The organism is Ensifer sp. R1-3, assembly GCF_056739175.1.
Map to the genome: position 1 here is coordinate 330,949 of NZ_CP096517.1, position 25,567 is coordinate 356,515.

General features: G+C 60.0%; 25 protein-coding genes and 3 pseudogenes. 14 read left to right on the forward strand and 14 right to left on the reverse strand.

What is annotated here, in order from left to right; genetic code table 11:
* Positions 1 to 167: 167 nt before the first annotated feature.
* The 6 genes and pseudogenes from M1D43_RS26590 to M1D43_RS26615 form a co-directional block, all read right to left on the reverse strand.
* Positions 168 to 395, reverse strand: coding sequence for a transposase (locus M1D43_RS26590; RefSeq protein WP_420377041.1), 228 nt, complete (start codon positions 393 to 395; stop codon positions 168 to 170).
* A complete protein-coding gene (locus M1D43_RS26595) occupies positions 364 to 549 on the reverse strand; it encodes a hypothetical protein (RefSeq protein ID WP_017277193.1) in 186 nt (61 codons plus the stop codon). Before M1D43_RS26595 ends, M1D43_RS26590 begins: the two co-directional genes overlap by 32 nt.
* A gap of 38 nt (positions 550 to 587) precedes the next feature.
* Entirely contained in the window at positions 588 to 1,079 is a 492-nt protein-coding gene (locus tag M1D43_RS26600) for a hypothetical protein (protein WP_020479934.1), read from the reverse strand.
* Positions 1,027 to 1,326: a transposase gene (locus tag M1D43_RS26605; RefSeq protein ID WP_420377042.1), complete on the reverse strand. Its 300-nt coding sequence runs from the start codon at positions 1,324 to 1,326 to the stop codon at positions 1,027 to 1,029. Before M1D43_RS26605 ends, M1D43_RS26600 begins: the two co-directional genes overlap by 53 nt.
* Before the next feature lie 316 nt (positions 1,327 to 1,642).
* On the reverse strand, positions 1,643 to 1,840 hold the full coding sequence (locus M1D43_RS26610) for a transposase family protein (RefSeq protein ID WP_420377043.1): 198 nt from the start codon (positions 1,838 to 1,840) through the stop codon (positions 1,643 to 1,645).
* Between the two features lie 81 nt (positions 1,841 to 1,921).
* Positions 1,922 to 2,162: pseudogene (locus M1D43_RS26615) on the reverse strand (site-specific integrase); the annotation flags it as partial.
* A gap of 339 nt (positions 2,163 to 2,501) precedes the next feature.
* On the opposite strand from M1D43_RS26615, the gene M1D43_RS26620 reads away from it, so the two are divergent.
* Together M1D43_RS26620 and M1D43_RS26625 are read left to right on the forward strand one after the other, a co-directional pair.
* Complete coding sequence (locus tag M1D43_RS26620; protein WP_017276415.1) at positions 2,502 to 2,741, forward strand: homocysteine S-methyltransferase family protein; 240 nt, start codon at positions 2,502 to 2,504, stop codon at positions 2,739 to 2,741.
* A 430-nt stretch (positions 2,742 to 3,171) separates the two neighbouring features.
* Positions 3,172 to 3,270 carry a hypothetical protein gene (locus M1D43_RS26625; protein WP_164849193.1) on the forward strand — a complete coding sequence of 33 codons (99 nt, stop codon included), beginning with the start codon at positions 3,172 to 3,174 and terminating at the stop codon, positions 3,268 to 3,270.
* Between the two features lie 288 nt (positions 3,271 to 3,558).
* Here M1D43_RS26625 and M1D43_RS26630 read toward each other — a convergent pair whose 3' ends face one another.
* Both M1D43_RS26630 and M1D43_RS26635 read right to left on the reverse strand, forming a co-directional pair.
* Positions 3,559 to 4,518, reverse strand: a complete 960-nt coding sequence (locus M1D43_RS26630; protein WP_017276416.1) for a GlxA family transcriptional regulator — start codon at positions 4,516 to 4,518, stop codon at positions 3,559 to 3,561.
* Entirely contained in the window at positions 4,518 to 5,513 is a 996-nt protein-coding gene (locus tag M1D43_RS26635) for an SLAC1 anion channel family protein (protein WP_017276417.1), read from the reverse strand. The genes M1D43_RS26630 and M1D43_RS26635 overlap by 1 nt, the downstream gene beginning before the upstream one ends.
* A 1,081-nt stretch (positions 5,514 to 6,594) precedes the next feature.
* On the opposite strand from M1D43_RS26635, the gene M1D43_RS26640 reads away from it, so the two are divergent.
* From M1D43_RS26640 to M1D43_RS26680, 9 genes are all read left to right on the forward strand, one after another.
* The gene (locus tag M1D43_RS26640; RefSeq protein ID WP_017276419.1) at positions 6,595 to 7,329 is read left to right on the forward strand and encodes a helix-turn-helix domain-containing protein; all 735 of its coding nucleotides are present in this window, start codon (positions 6,595 to 6,597) and stop codon (positions 7,327 to 7,329) included.
* Between the two features lie 349 nt (positions 7,330 to 7,678).
* Positions 7,679 to 8,104 carry a hypothetical protein gene (locus tag M1D43_RS26645; RefSeq protein WP_017276420.1) on the forward strand — a complete coding sequence of 142 codons (426 nt, stop codon included), beginning with the start codon at positions 7,679 to 7,681 and terminating at the stop codon, positions 8,102 to 8,104.
* Positions 8,097 to 12,611: a YadA-like family protein gene (locus tag M1D43_RS26650; protein ID WP_020479870.1), complete on the forward strand. Its 4,515-nt coding sequence runs from the start codon at positions 8,097 to 8,099 to the stop codon at positions 12,609 to 12,611. Before M1D43_RS26645 ends, M1D43_RS26650 begins: the two co-directional genes overlap by 8 nt.
* 4 nt (positions 12,612 to 12,615) lie before the next feature.
* Positions 12,616 to 13,194, forward strand: coding sequence for an invasion associated locus B family protein (locus M1D43_RS26655; RefSeq protein ID WP_017276422.1), 579 nt, complete (start codon positions 12,616 to 12,618; stop codon positions 13,192 to 13,194).
* Between the two features lie 13 nt (positions 13,195 to 13,207).
* Positions 13,208 to 13,885 carry a hypothetical protein gene (locus M1D43_RS26660; RefSeq protein WP_026030062.1) on the forward strand — a complete coding sequence of 226 codons (678 nt, stop codon included), beginning with the start codon at positions 13,208 to 13,210 and terminating at the stop codon, positions 13,883 to 13,885.
* Positions 13,886 to 13,895: 10 nt separating this feature from the next.
* Entirely contained in the window at positions 13,896 to 14,372 is a 477-nt protein-coding gene (locus M1D43_RS26665) for a DUF4189 domain-containing protein (protein ID WP_017276424.1), read from the forward strand.
* Positions 14,369 to 14,905, forward strand: coding sequence for an invasion associated locus B family protein (locus M1D43_RS26670; RefSeq protein WP_017276425.1), 537 nt, complete (start codon positions 14,369 to 14,371; stop codon positions 14,903 to 14,905). Before M1D43_RS26665 ends, M1D43_RS26670 begins: the two co-directional genes overlap by 4 nt.
* Positions 14,906 to 15,162: 257 nt before the next feature.
* The gene (locus tag M1D43_RS26675) at positions 15,163 to 16,377 is read left to right on the forward strand and encodes an MHYT domain-containing protein (protein WP_017276426.1); all 1,215 of its coding nucleotides are present in this window, start codon (positions 15,163 to 15,165) and stop codon (positions 16,375 to 16,377) included.
* A gap of 296 nt (positions 16,378 to 16,673) precedes the next feature.
* Positions 16,674 to 17,189 carry an EAL domain-containing protein gene (locus M1D43_RS26680; RefSeq protein ID WP_017276427.1) on the forward strand — a complete coding sequence of 172 codons (516 nt, stop codon included), beginning with the start codon at positions 16,674 to 16,676 and terminating at the stop codon, positions 17,187 to 17,189.
* On the opposite strand, the gene M1D43_RS26685 is transcribed toward M1D43_RS26680, so the two are convergent.
* The 4 genes from M1D43_RS26685 to M1D43_RS26700 form a co-directional block, all read right to left on the reverse strand.
* The gene (locus M1D43_RS26685; RefSeq protein ID WP_017276428.1) at positions 17,172 to 17,456 is read right to left on the reverse strand and encodes a TniB family NTP-binding protein; all 285 of its coding nucleotides are present in this window, start codon (positions 17,454 to 17,456) and stop codon (positions 17,172 to 17,174) included. The two genes, M1D43_RS26680 and M1D43_RS26685, sit on opposite strands and share 18 nt — an antisense overlap.
* Before the next feature lie 158 nt (positions 17,457 to 17,614).
* Positions 17,615 to 19,165, reverse strand: coding sequence for a calcium-binding protein (locus M1D43_RS26690; RefSeq protein WP_017276429.1), 1,551 nt, complete (start codon positions 19,163 to 19,165; stop codon positions 17,615 to 17,617).
* A gap of 528 nt (positions 19,166 to 19,693) precedes the next feature.
* Positions 19,694 to 19,957, reverse strand: a complete 264-nt coding sequence (locus M1D43_RS26695) for a DUF2798 domain-containing protein (RefSeq protein WP_080590566.1) — start codon at positions 19,955 to 19,957, stop codon at positions 19,694 to 19,696.
* 2 nt (positions 19,958 to 19,959) lie between these two features.
* Positions 19,960 to 20,886: an NmrA/HSCARG family protein gene (locus tag M1D43_RS26700; RefSeq protein ID WP_164852589.1), complete on the reverse strand. Its 927-nt coding sequence runs from the start codon at positions 20,884 to 20,886 to the stop codon at positions 19,960 to 19,962.
* 82 nt (positions 20,887 to 20,968) lie between these two features.
* Here M1D43_RS26700 and M1D43_RS26705 point away from each other — a divergent pair.
* From M1D43_RS26705 to M1D43_RS26715, 3 genes and pseudogenes are all read left to right on the forward strand, one after another.
* A pseudogene (locus M1D43_RS26705) lies at positions 20,969 to 21,860 on the forward strand (LysR family transcriptional regulator).
* A 229-nt stretch (positions 21,861 to 22,089) separates the two neighbouring features.
* Complete coding sequence (locus M1D43_RS26710) at positions 22,090 to 22,398, forward strand: type II toxin-antitoxin system RelB/DinJ family antitoxin (RefSeq protein WP_127637991.1); 309 nt, start codon at positions 22,090 to 22,092, stop codon at positions 22,396 to 22,398.
* Positions 22,395 to 22,678 (forward strand): annotated as a pseudogene (locus M1D43_RS26715) (type II toxin-antitoxin system RelE/ParE family toxin). The gene M1D43_RS26710 and the pseudogene M1D43_RS26715 overlap by 4 nt, the downstream one beginning before the upstream one ends.
* A 318-nt stretch (positions 22,679 to 22,996) precedes the next feature.
* On the opposite strand, the gene M1D43_RS26720 reads toward M1D43_RS26715, so the two are convergent.
* Positions 22,997 to 24,409, reverse strand: a complete 1,413-nt coding sequence (locus tag M1D43_RS26720; RefSeq protein ID WP_153443965.1) for a PhoPQ-activated pathogenicity-related family protein — start codon at positions 24,407 to 24,409, stop codon at positions 22,997 to 22,999.
* A 706-nt stretch (positions 24,410 to 25,115) separates the two neighbouring features.
* A complete protein-coding gene (locus M1D43_RS26725; RefSeq protein WP_017276608.1) occupies positions 25,116 to 25,394 on the reverse strand; it encodes a hypothetical protein in 279 nt (92 codons plus the stop codon).
* Between the last annotated feature and the right edge of the window lie 173 nt (positions 25,395 to 25,567).

A 25,567-nucleotide genomic window follows, 5' to 3' on the forward strand; every position in this document is an offset into this window, starting at 1 on the left:
ACCAGTGTGCCGCGGCCGATAGGTTGTTCTCCGACGGAAAAGGCACTAACCAGAAGCCGAGATCGTTCGCCGCATTTGCTCTGACCCCTTCTTGCCCAGTTGTCACTGGGCAATGAAACGTGAGAACTTGGCTGTCAGCCGCGTTTGGCATTTAAAGAGGTACTTCCTCACTTTATGTGGTGGCGATTTTGGTCAAGCGGCAGCACGCGTGCACTGAGCAGCTCCGCGCCAGCTCTGCCATACGTTGCACGCTTGATTGTCTTCAGGCGGTTGATTTGGCCTTCCGCTTGGCCGTTGCTCCATGGCAGCTCGATGGCGTTGTAGACGGCGTCAAGATCGCGGTGCAAGACGCGTGCGAACCGCTCAATTGCGACCAAACCCGACGGCATCGTCAATCCAGCTGTTGAGCTTGCCCGGATCGCGGCTGCGAAAGATTCCGCGGAAGCGCATGCCAAGGCTGCGCATCAAAGCGAACTCAGGCGAGCCCTGTTTCAAGGCATCGACCTTTTCGCCTGAGTGATCGTCAGCATGCTTCGCGGCTTCATGCACAGGGCAGCTGCGACTACCGGCGAGATCACATGGCCTGTCTAAGGATCGCGTATCGGGACGGCATCGCGGCCCGGTTGATACGATATGATCGGAGCGGGCGACGCGCTGTCCTTGACCGATCTCTCCGGGCGGCGCGAGCTTGCGAGAAGCCGCTCGAGATTCGAGAAACTGCCCGTGTAGCCGCGCTGTTTGATATCGTAGAGCAGATGCCGTCCGCAGCGATTGCCATCTCTCCAGCACTGGGCGAGAAACGCCTCAAAATATAAGGGGGATGTCGGCTTCAACGCCGCCTTCTGTCGGTCGGGTGGCGTCTCGAAAGTCAGCCATTTCGCAATGCTGAGCCGGCCGGTGCGGCGTGCGATCTCCGAATAGGACAGGTCTTGCTTGTTCAAAGCGTGCACAGTATCGAACACCGCCTGCCGTGATTGTTGATGAGCGTGACGCACCCGGCGCCGGTGCGTTGCGTCAACGTGCGGGTCATCCTGAATCGGATCGATTTGCGCGCTTCCGATACCTTTGTCCGGCAGCAATGCTCGTCCCGTGGCGCGGCCGGAAAGGCTCATCAACCGCGACCCGCAGATTCTGCATGAGATGGAACCGATCAGTGACTTGACGCGCTTGCGGCGCACCCTCGCGCGCAGCTTGCGCGTACAGCCCGCATCGGTTTCGGCTGACGATCTCGACAGAAGGGTGCCGCTCCAGCCATCGCGCCGCACTCGCAACGCTCCGGTCGCCAAGAATGTCGACAACCATGCGGCGCTCCAGGTCGACGATCATCGCGCCGTAGCGCCGTGATCGCCGCCAGCTCCAATCATCTATGGCAACGACCCGGATCGTGGCATCGCAGGAAACGAGCGCGGCATCCGCTTCAGCTGCCGCAGGATCGTGTCGTCGCTGACCGGCATGTCGAGCCGTCGCATCAAGCGCTCGCCGGGCCGGCCGCCTGCGCTATGGCCGAGCAGGCCGACAATCTCGGAGACCCTCCTTGTCCGGCGCGCATAAGGGGAAGCAATAGTCGGCAGCCGGTCGGTGAACGTTTGTTGTTCGCATTTCTGATGCGCGCACCGCCAGCGGCTCAACCGAAGCTTCACCGTTACGGCCTTGCCTGGACCGGCAGATCTTGGAGGCTTCGGTTGGACCAGCCATGCTGATTTCGGGTCCGCCGCCCGCAATCAGGACAAATGCCGGACGCTGGTCCGGCAGCGGAAACAATCCAACCGTCATCATCAGTGAGCGCGACACCCAGAACTTTGATGCCTGCGTCGGGCGACCATTCCATTTTCGTTCGCATACCAGACTATAGCGGCATCATGTCTAACGGCGAGTGGACCACACAAATTGAGGAAGACCCCAATTAAATGCCAAACGACAGCAAGCAGGCTTGCCTGACCTCGGTCGTAATCTCGAACTGTACGGGACGTCCAGTCTTTTGCTGAAAGACCATGGCACGAGTTCGAATTTTCTGGGCCGGTGACGAGGGTCCCGGTCTTAATCTTAACGAGATCGCAGCCGCGGAGCTTGCTGTCGATGGCGGGATCGAACAGCGCACGATCTCTCATCCGCCCTTCTCGGTCTAGGAAGAAGCGGATCGCCCAAATCTGGCGCTGCTTCAGGGGCTTCTTGACGCCAACTTGTCGGCCGACGTTTCAAGCCGGCCGGCCCAGTGGGGCGGGATCATATTGTGCGATACCCATTCTGGTTCTCCTTAGGTCACCATTGGCCTTCAGGGGTGCTCGGGCCGGCAGGCGATGGCTATGCACCCGAGCAGCTTCTGACCCCGACCGAAGCGGCCCGCCTGCACAGCGCCCAGCTGGAGACCTTTGCCGAAGAAGGTGTGGACATCACGTCGGCCTTCACCATCACCCATCCAAGCGAGACCATCGGCATGGTCAAACGGGCGCGATCTTGGCCTGCCTTTCGCACTGTCATTCACGGTGGAGACCGACGGGCGGTTGCCGACTGGGCAGGACCTCGATTCCGCGCTCAGCGAGGTCGAAGCCGCGACTGGCGGCTACGTTCGCTATTACGGGATCAACTGCGCCCATCCCGAGCATTTCGGCGAACAGTTGCCATCGCGCTGGCTCAACCGGATTGGCATGGTACGGTCAAACGCCTCGCGCCGCAGCCATGCCGAACTGGACGAAGCCACCGAGCTCGATGACGGTGACCCGCAGGAGTTCGCTTTACGCTGAAATAGCAGAGCGGCTCCCCGGATTGCGCGTCGTTGGCGGCTGTTGCGGCTCGGACATGCGGCACATCAAGGCTCTCATCGCGGCGGGCGTCTGAGCGCCGGTCGACCGGGCTTCAAGGGCAGTTGCGGCCCACGACGACGAAACAGGTGTCGGGGCTGATGTTCCAAGTGCCGCTTTGGGCCGCGGCCTGAGGACTCGGTAGCGGCTTAAATTTCGAATACCGCCTCGTCAACGTAAGCGGCAAGCAGACCCCCGTCTGGCGGAGGGGGTGAGCGGTCGGATATCGGTAACGGACACGATGAGCTGCTGTGAGCTTCTATGTCTGCGCTTAGCTCTGGAACTGGAACCTTCCATATGACCGAAGCTGTTGCCGACCGCCTTGAGGGTGCACCGCGGCAGCTTCGCCGACGCTGGTTTCAAGGCACGGGCGGTGGCGGAGGCATTAGAGCAAGGGGCGGGCGTCTCGGCGATCGCGCATCGGCTCGGCATTCACCGGCGCAGCTCTTTGGGTGGCGTCGTGTGGTCTTAGACGCTCGGCAGGTTTCCACGGAACCGGCGCGTTGTCAGATAGCCGCGGCCTCTACTGGCGAAGCGGTGATCGAGGTTGTCATTGGCGACGTGATCGTGCGTGCTCGGGTTCACCCGGTATTCCTCGGTCGGACGCCATCGTCTCCATCAATGTAGGTAATCCCGATTCCGTGGAGGCTGTTGATGTGAATCCGGGATCATAAGTGAACACGCCCGACTGATTGTACAGTCAGCGCTTCCCGGATCTGGTCGACCGCTCAGGTAACGGGCAGCTGATGGCGGCATACGGCTAGGATCCGAAGCTCCTCCGATAGGCAGCCGGGGATGTGCCAAATCTGCGGGCAAAGGATCGCCGGAAGGCGACATCGTCGCTGAAGCCTATATCAATGGCGATCTTCTTGAGTGGAATGCTGGTGTCCTCGGACAATCTGCGACCCGCCTCTAGCCTCATGCTTTCGACATAGTCGGCCGGTGTCATGCCGACCTCCTGTTTGAACTGCCTTGAAAAGTTTCGTTCGCTCATTCCCACGCGCTTCGCCAGGGCCGCCACGGTGAGGTCGGCGGCGAGGTTGTCGGCGACGAAGTCCTGGGCAGCACGAATCGGCGTTTTCTGGGCAATCTGCCCGGCAAGGAGCGTGCTGAACTGTGTCTGTCCGCCGGGCCGTTTGAGAAACACCACGAGCTCTCGAGCGACTCTGAGGGCAATCTCTAAACCGAGGTCCTGCTCGACAATCGCAAGCGCCAGATCGATCCCAGCGGTAACCCCGGCCGATGTCCAAACGCTGCCGTCCTTTGTAAAAATGCGATTTGGTTCAAGCTTCACATCCGGAAAACGCCTTGCAAACTCCGATGCCTGCGACCAATGCGTGGTCGCTCGCTTGCCGGTAAGTAAACCTGCCTCGCCGAGCACAAAAGCCCCGGAGCAGACGGACCCAACGCGATTGGCTCTGGCCGAGGCCTGCTTCACCCAGCGCAGGAGGTTTTCGGTGAGCGGCCGCTCCTGGATGAGCGGATCGCCTGCTACAAGCAGCGTATCGACTTCGGACGGTTCTTCGTCGATCAGGCGATCGGGAATGAGTGCCAACCCAGATGATCCTCTGACGGGGCTGCCAGAAGTGCTGACGACCTCTACCGAGTAGTAGTCGAGACCACTCTGGCGGTTTGCTTCCGAGAACACGTCGGACGGGCCGATCACATCGAGCAATTGCACGCCCTGCATCGCTACGATCGCAATTTTGTGCGTCGACATCACTTTACCTCGAAAAGCCTGCCGGTAAGAACGATGCACGCACTGCGGATAAAAACGACGGTGATCGCAACGGCAAGGAAGACGAACATGACCCCTGCCAGCATGACGAGGAAATTGCTTTGCACAGCCTCAGCATATCGGAAGAAGGCGATAGACAGAGCTGCGAGCGGGAAGCTGATTGCCCACCAGGTAATGCTGAAGGGAATATGCGTCCGGAAGACCATCGGCGAGAGCACAAGCATCAGGAACAGGCCGAAGTAAAAGAGAACCGTGGCGAATAGGTCGACCGAACCAGTGACGTTGGTGTAGGCGAGAAAGCCGACCGCAAATGGAGCGACCAGCACCATCAAGGATGGGCGGGCAGGCAGCGGAACGGGATCCTCGTGCCGCAGACGGGCAAAAATGAGCGCAACGAAAACTGCGGCTATGACACTGCCGATCGCGAACGCGAGCATGTTTACTTCATGCGCCCAGGAAAACGGCATGGCATACCCGGTTACCGCTATGTCCAGTGTCGCTACACCGGGAATGAGCAGGGGCGGCAGTGTCGTCTCGCGCAATTGCTGACGCCCCAGGAAGGCTTTGGCGACGACATAGGCCAACGCGAAGGTTAACGCCGACGCGGCTATCCAAACACCTTGGGAAAGAAGCGGACTGTAGCGATTGAGGAAAGCGGATTGCAGCAGAAGGCCGATAGCCACGGTGGCGAAGAAGTTGTTTTGAACCGGATGGGCGAACTCTGACGAAACTGAAGAAGGGTGCCGCACCCACTTGCTGACATAGCCGATGGCTAGGACAACAAAGACCAAAGTGCCGAGCCCGCCGATATATTCTCCCGGCAAGCTCGGTAGTCCCAGAGACTTTGCCGCCTCACGCCAGGCGAGGCTCAGCCCGGTGATCCCCATTACTGAGGCGAACAGATTAATGGGAAGTTGCGAAATCGAACGGCGCGCCAGCGGCGAGCTGCTCGAGATATTGATGGATTGAATGGTCATCGGCCGCTCCTTGTCCGAAAGATGCTGACATGATTAAAGCACGCAGCAGTTTTGTCTTAAATGGGTCTATTGGGACGATTCCAGACTCATCGCGTACGTTTCCGGACAGGATCTCGCAGACGAATCCTCAAATGAAGTAGCTGCGGCGAAGCAAACTGATTTCAGTCTCTTGCGAGAACTCGTTTCGAACATTCTCGGCCAATATCGGGATGTTCTTGGCCATACACGTTTAAACTGTGGAGAATACAGCCGCCAGGAACTTAGGTACGTCGCCCGGTCGAGGGCCTGTGCCTTTCGAGGGTCGTCGGCGAATACTGGCCGAAAATTGTGAATGACGATATGGCCGGGAGATCTCCTTGAATTCGTGGCGGGGGACGATCCGGCGGCGTTTCTGGCAGATGCGACGGCATTGGGCAGGTTCTAGCGCCTCCATCTGGCGCCTCCACGATTGCAGACGGAGCACCCACCTTACCGCCCGCCTCTGGCCGATAGTGGCCGCGGCGGGAACCCAGTTTTAGGGCTTCGTCGTGGCGCGTGTCGCCACCGCGAATATTGTGGAATTTTGCACGAATGCTTGCCCGCCCGAGCAAGCATGATCAATATAACTCGCGTCACTTATACAGCATTCACTAAAAGAAATTCCCCTGTAAATTCAGTGTTGTACAATGGCGACAATGGTGGAGCAAATCGCTTCGGTGTTCAATCCTTTGATGCAAACGAGACTCCACCCTGTAATACTTTTGTAAGCACTTTACTTTCCGAGCTCGCTTTGGTGGTCCGCCTAACTGCTCTGGGAGAGGCGCCGGAGAGGCGCCGGAGGGGCACCAGGCGATATCCGAGTTGGATGTGGTAAGTTGCTGTGACGGGGATATGGGGGTTCATGAGCACTACGGCCCGGCTACCGGCGGTCCGCCCTGATACGGCGCCGTCCGCCGCCCCTTCGATGGAGCGGCAAATAGCAAACGAACACATTTTCGATGAAATCCCGGGAAACAAGGGGCCGCGCGTCATCACCGACCGGGGTGCCGTTGCTCATGTTGTTCGGCCGCCCGGATCGCATAGGCTCCGGCCACGGGAGCATATGGTCGCGGTGATGCTCGCAGCTTCGCCCGGAATAAGGGTATCTTTCGACGATCAACGCGTCCACGAATACGATGGCGATGCCGGGACGATATCGGTTATGCCTGCAAATTCCGAGCGCAAGGTGACGTGGTCTTCTACTTGCGAGAAAGTAATCGTTACAATGCCGCCTCAGCGCCTGCTGGAGCTGTCGGCGCACGAGTTCGGCGCGGGTCGTGCCGTACTCCAACCGCCCCCATTTGGGCTCATAGACCTTCGAGCGCTACATCTCGCGGAGATGTTGAAGGCGGAACTGGCACGCGAAGTTCCAAGCAAGATCTATATTGAATCGCTGATCACCATCTTCGGCGTGCATATCGTCCGAAATTATACGGGCGCAGACAGTTTGCCACCGCGGCGAAAGAGTGGTGGCGGTCTTTCGAATCGCAGTGCCGAGCGAGTCCGCGAGCTATTGGAGTCGCGGTTTGCCAGCAAGATCACGGTGGGCGAGCTTGCGGCCGTCTCCGGTCTTTCGCCACGCCATTTCATCCAGGCATTTACGAAGACCTTCGGCGAGTCTCCGCACAGATATGTTCTTCGGCTGCGCCTCAATTTTGCTGAAGAACTCCTCGTCGAGAGCGTTCTGTCCATCGCCGAAATTGCCCATCTCAGCGGATTTTCGGATCAGAGCCATCTGACGGTGACCATGTCGAAACATAGGAACAGGACTCCTCGGCAGGTGAAGCAGCAGCGGTAGTATTTCTGTCGCTGCGGCTTTGATCTTTTCACGAGTTCGGTTCTTTCCTCAGCGGGAAGGATCGAAGAAAAAGCACGCGCGCTCGGCCGCGATCAATAGATCTATCGCGACTCACCTGCGCGATCCGTTCTCGCCGAAAAGTCGACGCCGCTTGATATCCCGTCTCTCGCTATGCGACGAAATGGCCGCACTTGCTGCAAGGCAAGCGCAGACCGGACCTTCCTAAAAAGAAATCGGAATTTCACAAAATACGGGGCGCCTCCGACTGGCCTATCGTCGCTGCAAGACAATCAGTTGGTGCGCAGTGGTATTATCTGGCAATCATTCAGTGCGGCATGCTGGATCCTCCGTGGACAACCAGTTCCCCGAAGCCGAATTCTTCGCCCCAAAGGTCGAAGCGGCCTGGAGTGCGCTCCAGCTCCAGTACGCCGGTCGAATAAGTGAGTCGGAGATTGACCATCTCTTTGCTTGTTTCGTCATGGGGCTGACCACTCCTGATTACGCCGAGCAGGAGCCCACCCTTCATTTTGAACTCTGCCGCGCGCTGGTGGCTAGCAAACTGCCGTCGGAGCGGTTGGAGACTGCGCTTCATTCGGTCCCAGAGGCGACCCAGCCGTGGGTCGAGAGCGCCCGCGGGATCATCGAGGGTAAAGGCGTGCAGATGGGAAGCGTGCTGCGGCAGAGCGCGCACAATACCGAGAAAACGACAGGCGTAGATGCGAACTCCAAACCCACGGAGCGCCTGGGCAACAACGAGGAAATGTACAATGACTGAATGCGTTCAAGGGCATACTCAGCGCATGTTCCGTTTCGGTGTCCCCGACAAGCGAACCGCAGGTGAAAGCGACAACCGGTCGCTTCGCCGGCGGCTACTAGCGATCCTCCGCCTGGCCCATCGCGTTCTTGGTTTTCGGCGCAAGGGCCTGGGGTTTGGAACGCTGGGCGCTGGCGGCAGCCTTGGTTTCGTCCTGTCGGGCGGTTTGGGAGTCCTTGCAATCGGCCTTTCGACGCCGGCCCATGCGCAATATGCCGCCGGCGGCGGCACGGCTTCAGCCGGTAACGCCGTTGCCATCGGTAACGGTACCCAAGCGAATAGCGCGAACAGCTTGGCGCTGGGCACCTCCAACAGTGCAACGGGCAACGCTTCGATCGCCATTGGCTATTCGATGGGTGTCAATGGCCTCAACGCCATTGGCATAGGTGTCTTTGCGGGCGCGACCGGCACCAATGCTCTTGCCATAGGCGGGAACGCCCAAGCCGTTGGGGAGGGAGCTAGCTCCATTGGCGTCAACTCGGTTGCCGCCGCAGGTGCGGCCGCTTTTGGCTTGAACGCGCGAGCCGACGGAGTGAACTCGACGGCGATCGGCTATGTTAGCCGAGCGACGGGGTTGCGCGCCACCGCGCTCGGGTTTGGCGCGAACGCAACCGCAATAGATGCCATGGCCCAAGGCAACAGCGCCAGAGCAACCGATCAGAATGCCGTCGCTATCGGCTTTCAGACGATCGCATCCGGATACAACTCCGTCTATCTAGGCTCGCGAACTGTCGGAACGGGCGCCAGCGGACAGAGCTCCATCGGCATCGGCACGGATGTGATTGCATCCCAAGCCGATACCATTGCGATGGGACGCGCAAGCCAGTCGACGGGCACGGGCGCCACGGCGATAGGTACTACATCCAGGGCCTGGGGCAACCAGTCGATCGCGCTCGGCCTCGGCGCGATCGCGGGCGTTCAAGCCAACACGGCCATACCCAACAGCATCGCGATCGGCACCAACGCGGTCTCTTCCGGCGGTTTCGGCGTCGCGATCGGTTCTGCCGCAAATGCAACTGCCGACGCCGGCACGGCAGTCGGCAACACGGCTGTTGCCAGCGGCCAGAACGCTTCCGCATTCGGGTCCGGCGCAAATGCGACGGGAGCCAATTCGTTCGCTGCCGGTGTCAGCGCCAATGCCGGCGGACTCGGCAGCACCGCCCTCGGCGTCGGTGCCGCAACTAGCGGCCAGAATTCCGTCGCTGTCGGCGCTGCGGCGAGCGCGTCCGCGTTGAACTCCATCTATCTCGGCGCTCGCACCTTCGGAGCAGGCGCCAGTGCACAGAGCGCCATCGCCATAGGCACGGACGTGACCGCATCTCAAGTAGATGCCATTGCGATGGGGCGCGAAAGCCGGGCGACCGCCACCAGCGCCATTGCGGTCGGCCTCCGGTCCGCTGCGACCTCCGCCGATTCCGTCGCCATCGGCACCAGGGCGAACGCAAGCGGCGGCAAGGCCGTGGCCATAGGCGCCGACAACGTTGCATATGGCGACGGTGCGGTCTCCATCGGCGATCCGAGCTTTGCCAGCGGCACCGGCGCCTTCACGGGCGGCGCGGACAACATCGCCAATGCCGACGGCACGGCAACCGCCACCGCGGCGAATATGGCTAATGGCGCGGTCGCGATCGGCAACAGCAATGTTGCGGTCGGCCAGGGTTCCGTGGCGATTGGCAATACCAGTCGTGCGGGCGCTGCGGGCGCGGTGGCCTTCGGTGATGCTGCCGTCGCAAACAATGCCGATGACGTCGCCTTGGGTTCGGGTTCCGTCACCGCTGCCGCAGTCGGCACGGCCAGCACCGTGATCGGCGGGACGACCTATAATTTTGCCGGTACCACCCCGGCGAGCACAGTCAGCGTCGGGGCGGCGGGCGCCGAACGCACCATCACCAATGTCGCTGCCGGTCGCATCAGCGACACTTCGACGGACGCGGTCAACGGGTCGCAGCTTTATGCGACCAATCAGCAGGTCACGCAGAACACCACCGATATCACCAATCTGGGCGACAGTATCACCTCGATCAACGACGGTGCCGGTATCAAGTACTTTCATGCCAATTCAGTTCTGCCGGATTCGCAGGCACTGGGGGCCGACTCGGTTGCTGTCGGCCCGAACGCGGTCGCGAACAATGCCGGAGACGTGGCGATCGGTCTGAATTCGCAATCAAATGCGACGACCGCGGTGGGCGGCACGACAATCGGCAGCGTGAACTACAGCTTCGCCGGCACGACGCCGGCAGGCGCCTTCTCGGTCGGCTCGGCGGGGGCCGAGCGCCAAATCCAGAACGTCGCGGCCGGTCAGCTCTCGGGCACCTCGACCGACGCTGTGAACGGATCGCAGCTCTTCGCGACCAACCAGCAGGTCACACAGAACACCACCGACATCGTCAATCTTGGCAATACCATTGGTGATATTGGCACCACGGTCAACAATATTGCCGGCGACACGTCGACGGCTTTCACCGACGCAAACGGAGACGGCATAAGGTATGTGCGCACCAATGACCGGACGCTTGCTGTCAGCGACTCTTCCGCTCAAGGCATCGGTTCCACCGCGGTCGGCTATGACGCCCTCGCCCTCGCCGACAATTCGCTCGCGCTCGGCCGGGGCAGCCAGGCGACGATCGATGGCGGGATTGCGCTCGGCTCCGGATCGATCTCCGATCGGGCCTTGGCGCCCGCCACCGGCCAGATCGCGGCCGGCCCGACCAACTTCATCGAATACAACACGACCGACAAGACGCTCCTGGGGGCGGTATCGGTTGGCACCGACACCTCATACCGGCAGATCACCAACGTCGCCGATGGGACGAATGCCCAGGATGCTGTCACCATTCGCCAGCTCCAGGGTGCCATTGCCTCGGTCGCAGCGACCCCGAGCATGTATTTTCATGCCAATTCAACGGCCGGCGATTCTCTTGCCGTCGGAGCTGAATCGATTGCCGTCGGTCCGACGACCGTGGTCAACGGCGACAATGGTATCGGGATCGGCAACGGTGCGATCGTCGATCAGGTAGCGCCCGGCGGCACGGCGATCGGTCAGAACGCACATGTCATGTTGGCCGACGGTATCGCGCTTGGTACGAATTCGACGGCCGCAGGCGTCCAGTCCGTTGCGCTTGGTGCGGGCGCGACGAGCAACCACATAAACAGCGTCGCGCTTGGTTCGCAATCGGTGACCACGGTAGGCGCGCAGACGAACTATGCCGGCTTCGGGCTTGCCACGTTGCAGAACTCGGCCGGCGAGGTGTCTCTCGGGTCGGCCGGAGCGGAGCGCAAGCTGACCAATGTCGCAGCCGGCTCGGCCGATACCGACGGCGTGAACGTCAGCCAGCTCAAGAGTCTCGGCAGCAACATCACCAATCTTGTCGGCGGCGGCACTACGATCAACCCGGATGGAACGATCACCGGACCGACCTACAGTATCCAGGGCGGCAGCTATTCGACCGTCTATGACGGGTTCACTGCGGTCGATGCGAGCCTCACCAATCTCACCAACCAGATCAATGGCGGCGGCGGCATCAAATACTTCCACGCCAACTCCACGTTGGCCGACTCCTCCGCAACCGGCAGCAATAGCGTCGCGATCGGCCCGGAGAGCGTAGCAAGCGGCACCGACAGCCTGGCGGCGGGTCACGGGGCCACAGCTTCCGCACAGGGCTCGGTTGCCCTCGGTCAGGGAGCGCAGGCAAACAACGCCAATGATGTCGCCCTCGGTTCGGGTTCCGTGACCGAGGCGGCTGTGGGCACCTCCGGAACTACAATCAGAGGCAAACAGTACGATTTCGCAGGCACTGCGCCGGTCGGGACCGTCAGCGTTGGCGCCGACGGTTCGGAAAGGACCATCACCAACGTCGCGGCCGGGCGCATTTCCGCGGACAGTACCGACGCGATCAATGGCTCCCAACTTCACGCGACCAATTCGGCAATCGAGGATCTGCAGGACGGCGTCGGGAATATCAACGACAATGCGGTCTTCTACGATCGCAACGTCGACGGCAGCAAGAAGAACAGCATCACGCTGGTCGGCGGCGACATCAACGCGCCAGTTGTCATCTCGAATGTCGGCAAGGGTGTCAAAGGAACGGATGCGGTCAATGTCGCTCAACTCGGTGAGAGTGTCACCCAGGCCAAGACCTATACCGACAACCGCGTGGACTTTGCTATCGAAACGGCCAATACCTACACCGACCAGAAGTTCAACCAATTGAACCAACAAATGGGCAGTATCCGCTCGGAAGCCCGAACGGCGGCGGCTATCGGCCTTGCAGCGGCGTCGCTCCGTTACGACGATCGCCCAGGCAAGCTGAGCGTGGCGATGGGCGGCGGTTACTGGCGCCAGGAAGGTGCGCTTGCCTTCGGCGCCGGCTACACCAGCGAGAACGGTCGCGTCCGTGCCAACCTGTCAGGTACGGTCGCCGGTGGTGATGTCGGCGTCGGTGCAGGCCTCAGCTTCACTTTGAACTAGCGGCATGACGAACAGGCGACCGCTCGCAGTCATATTCAACCTGGTGCTTTGCTTGCTCCTGTCCGGCCAATATGCGGCCGGGCAGGAGGCAAATTCTTCCGGCTTTCGCATCAGGCCTTCCGATGTGGCGGTGCCGCCGGCGGTCCCGCTTGGCGAGTACCAGAGGATGATCCGTCCGTTTGAAAACTGGATACTGATCTGCGACGAAAATCTAAAGGCCCGCCAAAGGGTCTGCAACGTCACCCAGACGATTGAAAACCAGGCAGGACAGATCGCATTCAGTTGGTCTCTTGCCGCCACGCCGGAAGGCAAGCCCTACATGATCTTGCGCACCGCACCGGTTGCCAGGAGCGATGGCTCGATTTCGCTGAAGTTCGAGGACCGCATGGAGCCGGTAGAGGTTCGACTCGATGGATGCAACGCAGCCGTGTGTGTCGGGATGCTGCCGATCGGCCCGATCATGCGCGAGCAGATCTCGAAGGACGCCGCACCAACGGTGTCCTATGCGACAAGAGACGGGAGGATCGTCAGCGTGACCGCAACTCTCAAGGGCCTTTCCACGGCCGTCAAGGCAATCAATTAACAGGGGCATTTTGATGAACCAGCAGTCCATTCACGATCGCATAATGTCTCGAAAGAGCGGTGATCCTCCTGAGATCGAGAGCAACGATCGGATCAAACCGAAGCGGAGTTGGCCGAAAAGGGCTGTCTTGTCGCTTCTCGGTTTCGCCGTTGTCGGCGCGGCCGGTTACGTTGCCTTGCGCTACGATGGGATCGGGAATGTCCTGTCGCAGCCGGCGGTCGCCAAAACTGAAGCAACCAACCCGAGCCGGGCCGATACACCGTTTCTACAGCACGCCAGGGAGGCTGGTTTGCTGGCTTGCTCCAACGTCTTTCCGGGCTTGGGAGTGCTGCTCACCAACGGTTCCCAATACGGCGTCCAATCGATTTGGAACGACGACAAACCGGATGCACATGCGGTGCAGGCGCTGGTAGGCATGAATTATGCCACAGAACAATATAGCGGTCCTGCCGCGGGTGTCATAGTCGCTGCGCCGACCGGATCTCTTTGTGAAGGCTCGATGGTCCGGATCGCACCGTTTTCCGCATCATGTTCGGATATGCCGGCCATGCTTCCGAAGGGCAGCAAGCTGACCAACAATCTTGCGCAGATCAGCGTCTACGAACTTCCCGATAACGGAGGAAACGCGATGCTCCTGCCGAGCGGCGACAGCTGCATCGTCATTTCCGTAGCCTCGGCGGCGGCACAGTAAGGAGGCGAAGATGAGACTGCGTTTTATTTTCGGTGCGGCAGGCATGGTGCTGCTCTCCGCTGCGCGGTTGAGCGCGGCAGATCTCTCTGCGACGGAGGCGGACATACCCGTTCCGCCGCAGGAGGAGAAAGCAATCTGGGCGGCAATCGCCTATTCCAAGAGCGATGGGAAGCACGGTTTCTTTTGGGGTGCCGATAAGCGGCAGGAGGCAATGGACATTGCCCTCGAGCACTGCGAGCGCAACGGCGGCAACGCTTGCGTCGTGGTAAGCCTATTCCGCAATCACCGGCACTGGGATGACGATGACAACACGGGCATTCCTTACAACCATTGCGGCGCGCTCGCCGTGGGCGAGGAGACGCCCGGCCGGCTCATGGGGTGGGGCGCAAAGTCGGCGCAGACCCGTCGGGAAGCAGAAGACCTTGCATTGCAGGTTTGTGAGCGGAGTGGAGATGCATGCAAAATCCGCGAGTGGGTGTGCACATGAAAAGTGTGTCGAAGTTGATCTTCGCCTGCGGGGTTTTCCTATGCCCATTGCTGTCGTCCGCCACGGCACAGCAACGGGTGGCGGCCCTACCGGGTGGAGCATCGTCCCTCCGCGAGGCATACCAGGATTGGAGTGTAGCCTGCTCGATCAGGGAGAACACCAAAGTCTGTTTGCTCTCGCAGGACCAGGCGCGGGAGAACGGCCAAAGACTCCTCGCCGTAGAGATGCAGAGGCATGCGGACGGGTCTGCAACAGCAATGCTGCTTCTGCCCTTCGGAATATTGCTCGATTCGGGCGTGACGCCGCAGATCGACGATCAGACGCCATTATCCGCGTTGCGGTTCAGGACTTGCCTACCCACGGGGTGCCTGGCCCAGTTCTCGATCGATCCTCCGACGCTTGAAAATTTGAGAAAAGGTTCGGTGCTGAAGCTCAAGGTCACGACAGCCGCTGAGACCCAGTTGACGGTCCCGGTTTCGCTCCGCGGATTGAATATAGCGCTCGATCGCATGGCTACCTTAAGCGAGGGCTGAGGCAAGCCGAGCGGTGAGCAGCATGTCTGGCCAGGCCAATTTCCCGAGGCGCCCGTAAACGAGACGGGCGTCACAAATGGGCCAATGATCCAGATCGCCAAGTGGCCCATTCAATGTGCAATGTCATTGCAGCGGAGCCATCGCGTGATCGCCACAATGCGACCGTTACGCATCTCAAGCAGGCAAATTGATCGTTGCAATCGGCGTGCGCGACCTTTAGGTGGTGCAAGAGAGAAGCTCGCACCGTCAGGCGGGAGATGTTTGCAGGGCACGACCCCCTTCTGATCGCACTTTCAGTAGTGATCGCCATCCTGGGGGGATATACAGGATTCGGGCTGGCCGCCCGTGTGCGGGGCACCGGCATTGCCGGGCGCAGGATGTTTCTTGCCTGCGCGGCGTTCTTCCTTGCGGTCGGCGTTTGGACCATGCATTTCGTCGCGATGCTGGCCGCGCCGATACCCCTCCACGCCACCTATCTTGTACTGCCAACGGTCGTGTCCTTTCTGATTTGCGCCCTTGTGATGGGGATCTCGCTGTTCTTCGTCTCGCTCGGCGAGCCTTCGCATATGCGGCTTGTCGTCTCGGCGTTGCTGCTGGGCCTCGGCATCGCATCGATGCACTATGTCGGCATCCATGGTCTTTCCGGCAGCTTTCACATCGAGCACCAGCGCCCAATGATCATGGCTTCCGTTGCGATCGCCGTGGGCGCGGCCTATGGCGGCCTACGTATCTTTCTGGACCGGCATGGCGGCATGCGGCTCGCGCTGAGCGCCACGGCGTTCGGTATCGCAGTCTCCGGCATGCATTTTACCGCCATGCATGGCATGCGCTTCGTGCCGGAAACACCATTCGACCACGCGGCAAGCGCACTGGCCGTTTCCCGGGAAGCCCTGGCCCTGATAGTCTCGCCTTTGTGTTTTCTGATTGTCTTCGGCTTCCTGCTGCTTCTCGTACCCGAACCGGTGTCGCGCGCTCTGAATTCAGCGTCCGCTGGCCAAGCCGATACTGATGCCATTTATGCCCAAGCGGCGACGCTTGACGGGAGTACCCCGGATTCAGCCGCCGCGCAGATGGAGCAGGGTCGGCTAAGGCACCGCCTTGACGGTGGACCGTCCGGTGTCGCCGCAGTGACTCGGGTGCCTGTCGAGGGCGCCGACGGAACCCGTTTCGTCGAGATCGGACAGATCCGCAGCATCAAGGCAAATGCACACTATACACTCGTTCACGACGGTCGCCGTGAGCGCATGTGTCCGTGGGCGATCTCGCAAGCGGAAGCGCGACTCGACCGAGCCACGTTCATGCGCGTCCACCGCAGCCATATCGTATCCCTCCCCTTTGTCTCTTTGATCCGCAAGGAAGGCGATGGTGCCGTCGTCGAGTTGGACGGAGAAGTGCCGCATCTGGTGCCGGTAAGCCGCGCCAAAATAGCCGAACTCAGGGCGCGTCTGGGGCTGGTCAGGCGCGGCGTCTGATTGCGGAATCAGCAAATAGGTCATAACCGCTGACGCAATTCGTGCAAAGCAGACCGCCCTTCGTGCGATTTCCGATGCTTCGTGCCGCGGCTTGGCACGCCGACTTGCGAGCACTGGCTATGAAGAACAGCTTGCCGCCACGATCTCCTGAAAGCCTGTCACAGGATTCGTTCAGGGAACCGCATAGTGGATAGAACATGCGCCGTAATGCCTCACGAGCCACCAACCGAGACCGCCCGCAACGCCCAGATACCCGAAGCGGTATCGCTGCAGGTCCTTCGTACCGCGAGGATTGCATGCTTGATCTCGATTTGCTCGATGAGCGGCACGTGTCAATTGTTCAGGAAGCAATTGCCGAAGATCGTATCGGCCTTGTCGTTCAGAACATGCACACCTTCGACGGTCCGGGGCATGTCCTGTATGGAGAGTGCTTGCCTCGTTTGACCGGCCGGGACGGGACGAAGCATGAGGACACAGTGTTTGTGCCCGCACTGGAGGCGCTGGGAGCAGCGCCGCTCCTGAGCCGGCATATGATCAAGCTCGTCCTGGACGCACTCGAATCCGACCCTCTATCCGTTCTTGGATATTCTCTCTCGGACGACAATGTTTCTGATCCTGCAAATTGGGCTCATATTCGCGATCAGATTGCCGCCAGATCGCAACTGGCCTCGAGGCTCGTTCTCAGGTTTACCGCAATTCGGCCCTTCGCAGACGCTGCCTTGGTGAGTGCGCTACTTTCAGAGGCAAGAGCTCTGGGATGTCGGGTCGCGACAGACGACCTGGCCGCTGAACGTTCATCCAAAGGCGACTAGATCACAGGCCAATATCCGAAATGGCCGCGACAATCGTTCTATGGCCAGAACCGATGTGCTCAGTGTTCCTGTCAGTGATTTGAACGTTGGCGGATGCTGGTCGCGGAAGCGCTTCATGATCATCGTCTTGCCCATGCCGCTGTCGCCATAGATAGCGACGGAAGGCATGCGCGTCCCTCGTGGATGATCGAGGAGCTGGTTCAGCCGATCGAGCGCCTGCTTGGCGCGCGCGTAGAGCACCCACCCGCAATCGCGCAAATGGGCCATGAAGACCCCCGGCGGGCGTGCGGTAACCAAGGCACTTCCTGGGCAGGGAATTGAGATGGGAGCGCAGACGGAACGAATCAGGCGCACGCTCCTCGCCTTCATTTCTGAGGTAGTCATTGTAGGAGGCGCCGGGCTTTCGGGAAGGGCGACACCTGTGCTCAGGCGAACAAGACGTCCGCCGCCGAAAGATCAGCGAGCAGGGTATTCTGGATCAATATGCCGTGGGCGTCGCCATCGAAACTGACGTAAACCCCCTCGGGCGTGTCCCGGGCGGCGGCGAGGAAGCTTTCGAAGTCGCGAAACTCGGTACCGCCAAAGCCGCGGAATAGAAGCACATCACCGTCCCCGCCGCGGAAGTCGGTGATCCGATCGACGCTCCTGTCATTGCGGACAGAGGCTTCGTCCCAAATGAACGTGTCGGCATCGGATCCACCTGTCAAAAGATCTGCGCCGGCGCCGCCGAGCAGCCTGTCCGAGTGATATTCGCCACTCAGCGAGTCGTTGCCCTCCCCGCCCAGCAGACTATCTGCTCCACTGCCGCCGACGAGTATGTCATCGCCGTTGCGCCCGTTCAAAACATCGTTTCCGCTGGGACCTTCCCTGTAGGTATCAAAACAGAAGAGCCTGTCGTTGCCATTCCCGCCGGAGAGGTGAACGCCTCGATAGGCGGATTTAACGGTAATGTTGAACTCCTCGATCGAGCCAAAACGCGATGCATCGAGAACGAAGCCGGCGGGCACATCATCGAGGGCGATGCTCGCTCGGTCGAAACCCTCGCCGCCGTCCAATGCGCCCAAGGAACCATCCGTATAGATGTGAAGTCTGTCATCGCCGGCGCCGCCGTAGAGATCACTCCATCCGCCATAGGCGGTGTCTTCCCCGCCCGCCGAGAGAGTGTCATTGCCGTCGCCGCCGAGCAGTATGTCTCCGGCGGCAAAACTATTGCTCAGGTAATCATCCCCGGCACCGCCCGTCACCGTATCCGATCCGAGGCCTCCGGTCAGAGAGTCGTTGCCGTCGCCACCATTGACGTCATCATCGCCGCTCCCGCCGTCGAGCCGGTCGTTGCCACGACCGCCCACAAGACTGTCATTGCCATCCTCCCCCTCGAGTCTGTCGTCGTCGTTGCCGCCGTTAACGTAGTCGTCGCCCTGACCGCCGTGAATAAAATCGTCGCCGCCGCCGCCAAACAGCAGATCCCGGCCGTCGCCAGCATAGATCTGGTCATCGCCGATGCCGGTTTCGACACGGTCGTCACCCGCACCGGTATGGACGTTGACGAAGCTGAAGCCCGTGGCAATGATCCTGTCATCGCCGATCCCGGTCGTCAGAGAGAGCCGCTCGATATCGAGGAAATAAAGGTGGTTTCCCTTAACCGACAGATCGCCGAAGGCTGCGTGGCCATGCATTCCATCGAACAGGAAGGCATCGGATATTGCGGCGTAATCGCCCACAAGCGTATCGACCCCCGTGCCGCCCCGTGCCGCGCCGCCGACACCGATGAACGACAGCCGATCATTGCCTTCGCCGCCGGTGAACTCGTCAAAGCCGCTTGAACTTGTCAGCGCATCGTCGCCGGCCCCGCCATCGACGAAGTCGTCGCCTGCGCCGCCATCCACGACATCATTGCCGTCGAGACTCCAGATCCGGTCGCCTTCCGCCATGCCATCCAGAGTATCGTCGGCACTCGTTCCAACAATCCTTGCCATAATAGGGCTCCTCAGCGTGAAGAGGAATTATAATATCCCGAGAGGGGAATAATATAGCTCCCAATTCTCACTGGATATTCTGCAAATGTAAGTATGAAGTGAAAGTACTTTAATATGAATATTTGAGTATCTGGAGTGAGGGGAAAAGCGCGCCGAGCGCGGGCGGCGGAATTAACCCGCCGGTGCTGGAGAGAATCCGATAGCGCATGGGCAGCATATCACTAACTGTAATCGATCGAGGTGCAGGTTTCGGTCGAAGGGCGGGGGGGTAGGGAAGGGCGCTATTTATCGTCTTGCTTCTTCATTTCCGACGTCTTTGCGGAATCAGGGGCCACAGAGTCTCTCCAGTTTTCGGTCGTGATTGCTGGCCGCACCGCCAGCGATGATTTTCACCGGATCGTCGCCCATGTTTGGGCGCAGCCTCGGGACTCCCTCTCACGCCTGCCTGTGAAACGGGATCGGAGTCCACGCCGCCGTAGCGGAGGAAAGTCTAGCTATATCGGAGGCGTGAGCCGAAGGTAAGTGGCTTTAATGTGGCTGCTCCACGACTATTGCCACGAGCCGACGCACGAGTGGTAACACGACGAGCAGCGTGGGAAATGCGACCATCCATGAGGCGACCCACGCATTCGGCCAGGCCGCAGTAAAGCTGGCTCCTGGCCCTATGTTACTAGCGGTAGCCACTGCCGATACGACCCCCGACATCAAGGTGGACAGAACAAGTGGCATCACAACTCTCGCATAGCCCGGCGGGAGCTTTCGTCGCATCAATTGCTCACGGTCGATTTGCATGACTACGAATCCTTAGCGAGATGGGGCGTTAACGGATCGTTCTGTCGTGCCAACTCCCGAATATAATCACGCAGCGAACGAGGTTCGCGGCCCAACGCAGCGGTCAACGAAAGGCTATTTCCCCCAAGTCCGTAGTTTCTGTAGTGCTCGTGGATCTTTGAGAGCAGGTGCATCTGCTGCTCACTGTAAGGTAGACGGGCGCTCTGCACCCACTCGCTGAAGCTGGGCTCAAACGCTTCTATCGGGCGTCCGAGCTCTGCCGAGATAGCCGCAACAACGTCATTACGGCTGAACATACCTGCCGCCAGCTCAAGCGTGGCAAATGCCAGCTTGTCCTCCGTAAGTGCAATGGCTGCGACCTCGGCGACGTCGCGGTAGTCAACGCGAGCGATCTTGATGTCTTTCGGGAATGGCTCTCCGAAGCGACCATGCAGAATGATCGATGGCCACGCGATCCCGATGTTCTGCATGAAGTTCGCCGGCTGCAGGATTGTATATTCGAGCCGTGACGAGTAAAGCGCCTCCTCGACCGGGATTTTGCTTGCATGGTTCTTCAGGCGCGTGTTCGTAGGCTGGATCACCGACGAGAAGACGAACTTCTTCACACCGTTTCGCTCTGCGGCCTCGACGATGGCAATCCCCATTGCTGCTTCGTCAGGCGTGAACGCGGGGCCAATATGGAAGACACCGTCCATGCCTCGCGTTGCCTCGGCAAGACTGTCTGTATTGCGGAGGTCTCCAATGAAAACCTCGGCCACACCCAGCGAGCGGGCGACGGCTGCCCGTGCATCGTTGCGCACGAGCGCATGGACGACAGCGTCGCGGCGCATCAGTTCGGGAATAACCCAGCGCGCGAATTTGCCGGTGGCTCCAACAACGAGGATCTTTGGTTGGTTCAATACCATAAGCGTGTCCTTTGCGAATTTCATGACGCGGGAGCACTTTAATTTCCTGTGGAAGATGTAACAATTGACGTCGCGATGGAGATAGAATCACAATATTCGAGATAATATGAGCCGCCTCGAAGACCTTGAAGCATTCATCCATATCGCGGAAAGTGGTAGCCTTACCCGGGCTGCGACTCGTCTCAATCGCTCGCTGCAAGCGGTGAGCCGCTCCCTTACATCACTTGAAATCGACGTTGGGCTTCAGCTTGTTCACCGCACGACACGACATTCTGCGCTCAGCGAGGCTGGTCAGGCCTTTTATCGGCGGGTGAAGCCAGCGGTGTTGGAAATCAGAGGCCCAACTTGAGGCGGCTGGTCGCAGGACGGGACCATCCGGAATTCTGCGCGTGGGTGCGCCAACGCTGTTCGGGCCAGACTTTCTAGTTCCGATCGTCGCGGAATACATTGAAAGCTATCCGCAGGCCGAGGTCGATCTAAGTTTGACAGATGCGTTCGTCGACCTTGCAAGCGAAGGGATAGATGTAGTGGTCCGCATTGCCGACCTGCCTGATTCCAACCTGCAGAGTAAAAGATTGGGTGCGCTACGGCGGGTGGTGTTCGGAGCACCCTCCTACTTTGCTCGGAATGGCCGGCCAGAACATCCTGCGGAATTGCGCCAGCACGCCTGCATTGTCAGAACAATCGGCAACAGACCGGGGCAGTGGGCCTTCCAAATTGATGGAAAGAGGCGGATGGTTGGAGTCCGGGGTTCGTTTCGCTCCAATGCAATGGCAGCGATTTATTCTGCTGTAAGAAGTGGCCTAGGGTTGGGGTATTCTCCTCTGTGGCAGATCAGGCATCTTGTGGATGCCGGGCAGGTAGAAATCGTATTGCAGGCGTTTGAGCCCAAGCCAGTGCCGATTCATGCCCTCTGGCAAGAAAGTACACGTCCGCCCGCGAAGGTGCGCGCGTTCGTTGACCTCCTAGCCATGCGGCTCAGACTCGATGACCTTTGATACGTATGCGCAGCCTGCCTCTTTTTGCCCCTCAGGGGCATCGGAGATGAGCCAGATTTCCGGGCGCGTCGTTATCGCGCTCGTCCCCTCCATCAAAAATCGCATAAAGTAATCAACAGGAACGGCGCTGTCGCCGGCCCGAGTCGGTGTGAATGCAGCATGAGACAGTTGCGGCGGCTCTAGAGTTTGTCATGCATGTGCATTACATTGGCGATGAAGGAGATTGCACATGGCTTCAAATGCACTTGTTCAGACTCGGATCGATGCCGACGTCAAAGAGCGCGCCACGGCGGTTTTAGAGAACATGGGTCTGACGGTCTCGGACGCTGTTCGAATCCTCTTAACCCGGACGGCGAATGAGGGCGCCCTGCCGCTGGAACTCTTCAGTCACAGCGAGGCGCACGACGCTTGGTTCCGCGCCAAAGTGTTGCGGGCACTCGAGGATACCCGACCCGACGTCGACGATGCCGACGCCGATGCGCACTTTCGAGAGCGCCAGGCGGCAGCTTTGCGCAAGGCTGCGGCGGGTGATCGATGAGGCTTGTCTGGGCGCGATATGCGCTGGACGATCGCGACACCATCTTCAGTTACATCGAAAGGGAGAATCCGGGGGCGGCGGTCCACGTTGACGAGGAGCGGTACGTCGTCTGCTTGATTTTCCGGAAAGCGGCCGCCCTGGCCGGGTTGCCGGAACTCGAGAGCTTGTTATCCCTCGGACTCCCTACATTGCAGCCTACATGGTAATGGCGGATAGAATTCGAATTCTGCGTGTCCTGCATGGCGCCCAGGAGTGGCCCAGCGAGCTCGACGACGAGTAGAAGCAGCCTCACTTATGGCGTCGTGGGTCCCTGCAGTCCCCTAAGCACGCCGATTATCAAGAGGTCGGAGGTTCGATCCCGTTCAAGGCGAGGGATGCACAGTCGACAGTCACGTCGGCGATAGATCGAGGGTCTCAGGTGGGTGGTCGTTCCACATTACCGATTGGGCGGTCGCTAAGCGCGTCCATTCTGCGAAATTGCAACTGCGGCTCTCGCGCGGCACTTAAGTGCAGTGGCCACGGCGCGATTGTCACGTAAAGTGCTCATCCTCGAGTTATGTGCACAGCTAAATTCTCACGACTACCTGCCAACTTCTGATCATTCTTCCTTGCCAGGAAGTGCTTGGCTTTCCATGCTGCGCGGAGGTTCGAACGGCAGAACATCCGGCACCACGCGCACGCCGGTGGTAAACTTGAACGAATTACCAAGCTCGTTCGGATAGGTCATCTCGAGGAAAAAGGCGATCCAGCCTTGGGCTGGCGTTGCCACTTTGCCGGTATAGACGCCGTCCCCTTCGTCGTTCAGCACTGAGCTGCGAAAGGCCGGCCCGATCGTCTCGAGACGGAAGTCACGCGCTGTCAGGTTGGCCGCCTGCCACAATCGCACCACCGTAGGCTCCGTCTGCGTCCTGAGACGGATCGATCCGTTCTTTTCGAAGCTCCACTCAAATCGCGCCCGCTCCAAGCCGGCGATGATCGATTGGTAGAAGGCGAGGCTACTCTCTGCCGCGTCCGAACCGCGCAGTGAATGGTCGGTGTTCGGCACATAGCGCAGATAGGTCTCGCCCTGCAGGCCATCGATGTAGAACTGCGAAGAGTCCGGTAGAAAATACTGATCCCCCGTCGAATTGACGATCATCTTCGGCATCGTCAGCCGATCACGATAGGCGTAAGGATCCTCGATGGCGAGGAGCTCGCGCGATTGCGCCGTGCCGAGCCATTGCATGAGCCCGGCTTCCTGATAGGGGCCGAGCGCAGAGGCCCAGCGTCCATAGGCGCGATAGTGATGCTCGATGGAGGGCTCGATGTTCAGCATGTCGATGACCATCGGGACGATCGCCACCACTCGCTTATCGACGGCGGCCGTGGTCCAGGCGGTCCAGCCCCGCTTCGATCTACCTCCGACCACGAACCGATCGACGACCGTGGCGCCGCCCTGCGGGCTGGCGCAAAACGCGGTCACCGCGTCCATCGCCCGGACCGCGCTCTTCGTCATCGGCAGGCGGAGCGGCCATGTCTCATCGCCGGTCCTGAGGTACTTCTCCCAGCTATAGGCGATGATCGCGTCCTCTGAGCGCGGCATTTCCTCCTCTGCGAACGTGAGCGGCTGGTTCGGCACCATGCGCACCTCGCTGACCACCGAGCGCGTCATCACCGCAAGCGAGGTGAGGAGAGGATTGATGCGCGCCGGCGGACGGCTCGCGGTTGAGCCTCCGCCTATGACGAGAACGCCGATGCGAGTCTCGACACGCTCAGGCCTGACGATGGTCAGCCAGTGCCTCCAGAGCGGCTTATCGACCTCGCGCGCCGAGCGCCATTGTTGCGAGGTCATGTCGAGGACGTGCGCGGTGTAGCCGTCGCCCGGTATGGTCGTCACCAGCTCATACCGGTAGGCCGGGTCGGCCGCGGCGACATAGCGGTCAAGCGCTGTCTCGCCGTAAGCCACCGCAGATGGCGTCGGCACCATGGCCAACATGGAAGCGAAGATGGCGGCAAGCGTTGCCTTCGGCATGGGCAGGGCTCCCGTACTGCAGAGCTGTATTCTACACCGCTCGCTCGGGAAGTCAGGGACAAAGCTGTCGTCTGCTAGCTTGCTTCACGCCCAGCCGCACACCGTGGCCGCCATCCGCAGCCTGCCATCCCAGACCTTAAGTTTCGGGGAGCGACGCCTGTTTCGCGCAGCTTCGATCGAGGGCAAGATCGAGCTTCCCGCTGAGGTTTGATGGCGGCAGGTGTGTCGGTTTCAGCTGAGGGCCGATGCCTCGAGCATTCCTTTGCAGAGCTCCGAGCTTGGGGATCGGTCGGCATGGTAAGCAGCGAAGCAGTTACCGGGGAACAATTTGCGCCTGAGGGGTTACAAAGTGCCAATTCGCAATCCGGTGCTGTGTCAGTTGTCCGATACGCAAGACAGGCGCAATACGGCGGAGGCTGCCCCCAAGTCGGCCAACGACACTAGACCGGTCGCCTACACGGCTTGTCGCGAGGAGTTCACGTTCCGGCTAGAAAGATCGCATAATGTCGACGGGAACGTGGCTCCGCACACGCGAGGATTGACCGGGATGATTGGACTGGTTAGCAAAGGCAACCGCTACGGTGTCGGAAACCTACCCACCGAAGCCTTCGTCGCCCTTCGCTGCTCAAAGTGCAGGCGGTCATTGGGACCACGGTTATCGCGTTCTAGGGAGCGCTGCTTCCAACCGAAGCGTCGAAAGCGACCGCTACGCGTCTTTGAACCCCCATTTCTGCTCCGGATCGATTTCCAGCACAACGAGTTGGCGTGGACCTCCGTCCAGTTCGTCGCGGCGGCGCGTAACAATGTCGGTGATGAACGCTTCCGTATCTTCCTGGTCAAGAAGATCCTCGTCTTCGGCGATATCAGTTTCTCTAAGGGCAGAGACGAGCATCGGCGCCGTAAAGGCGGCACCGCTCTGATCGAAGTCCTGCAGGACGTCACGAACGCTTTGCTCCAGCGTCACTTTCTGTGCTTCAGTCAACATGGTGCCTCCACGATCTGAATCTACATTTCGTTCCGTTTGTCTGGTACGCCTCGTTCCTTGACCCTGAACGCTCGACCGAGGTTCCGTAGCCCCTAAAGAGGGCGCCCTACGACCACCGCCCCGGTCGACTCTTTTCGGGTGGAGCCATTCACCCGCCGCGCGCCGCTGGGTTA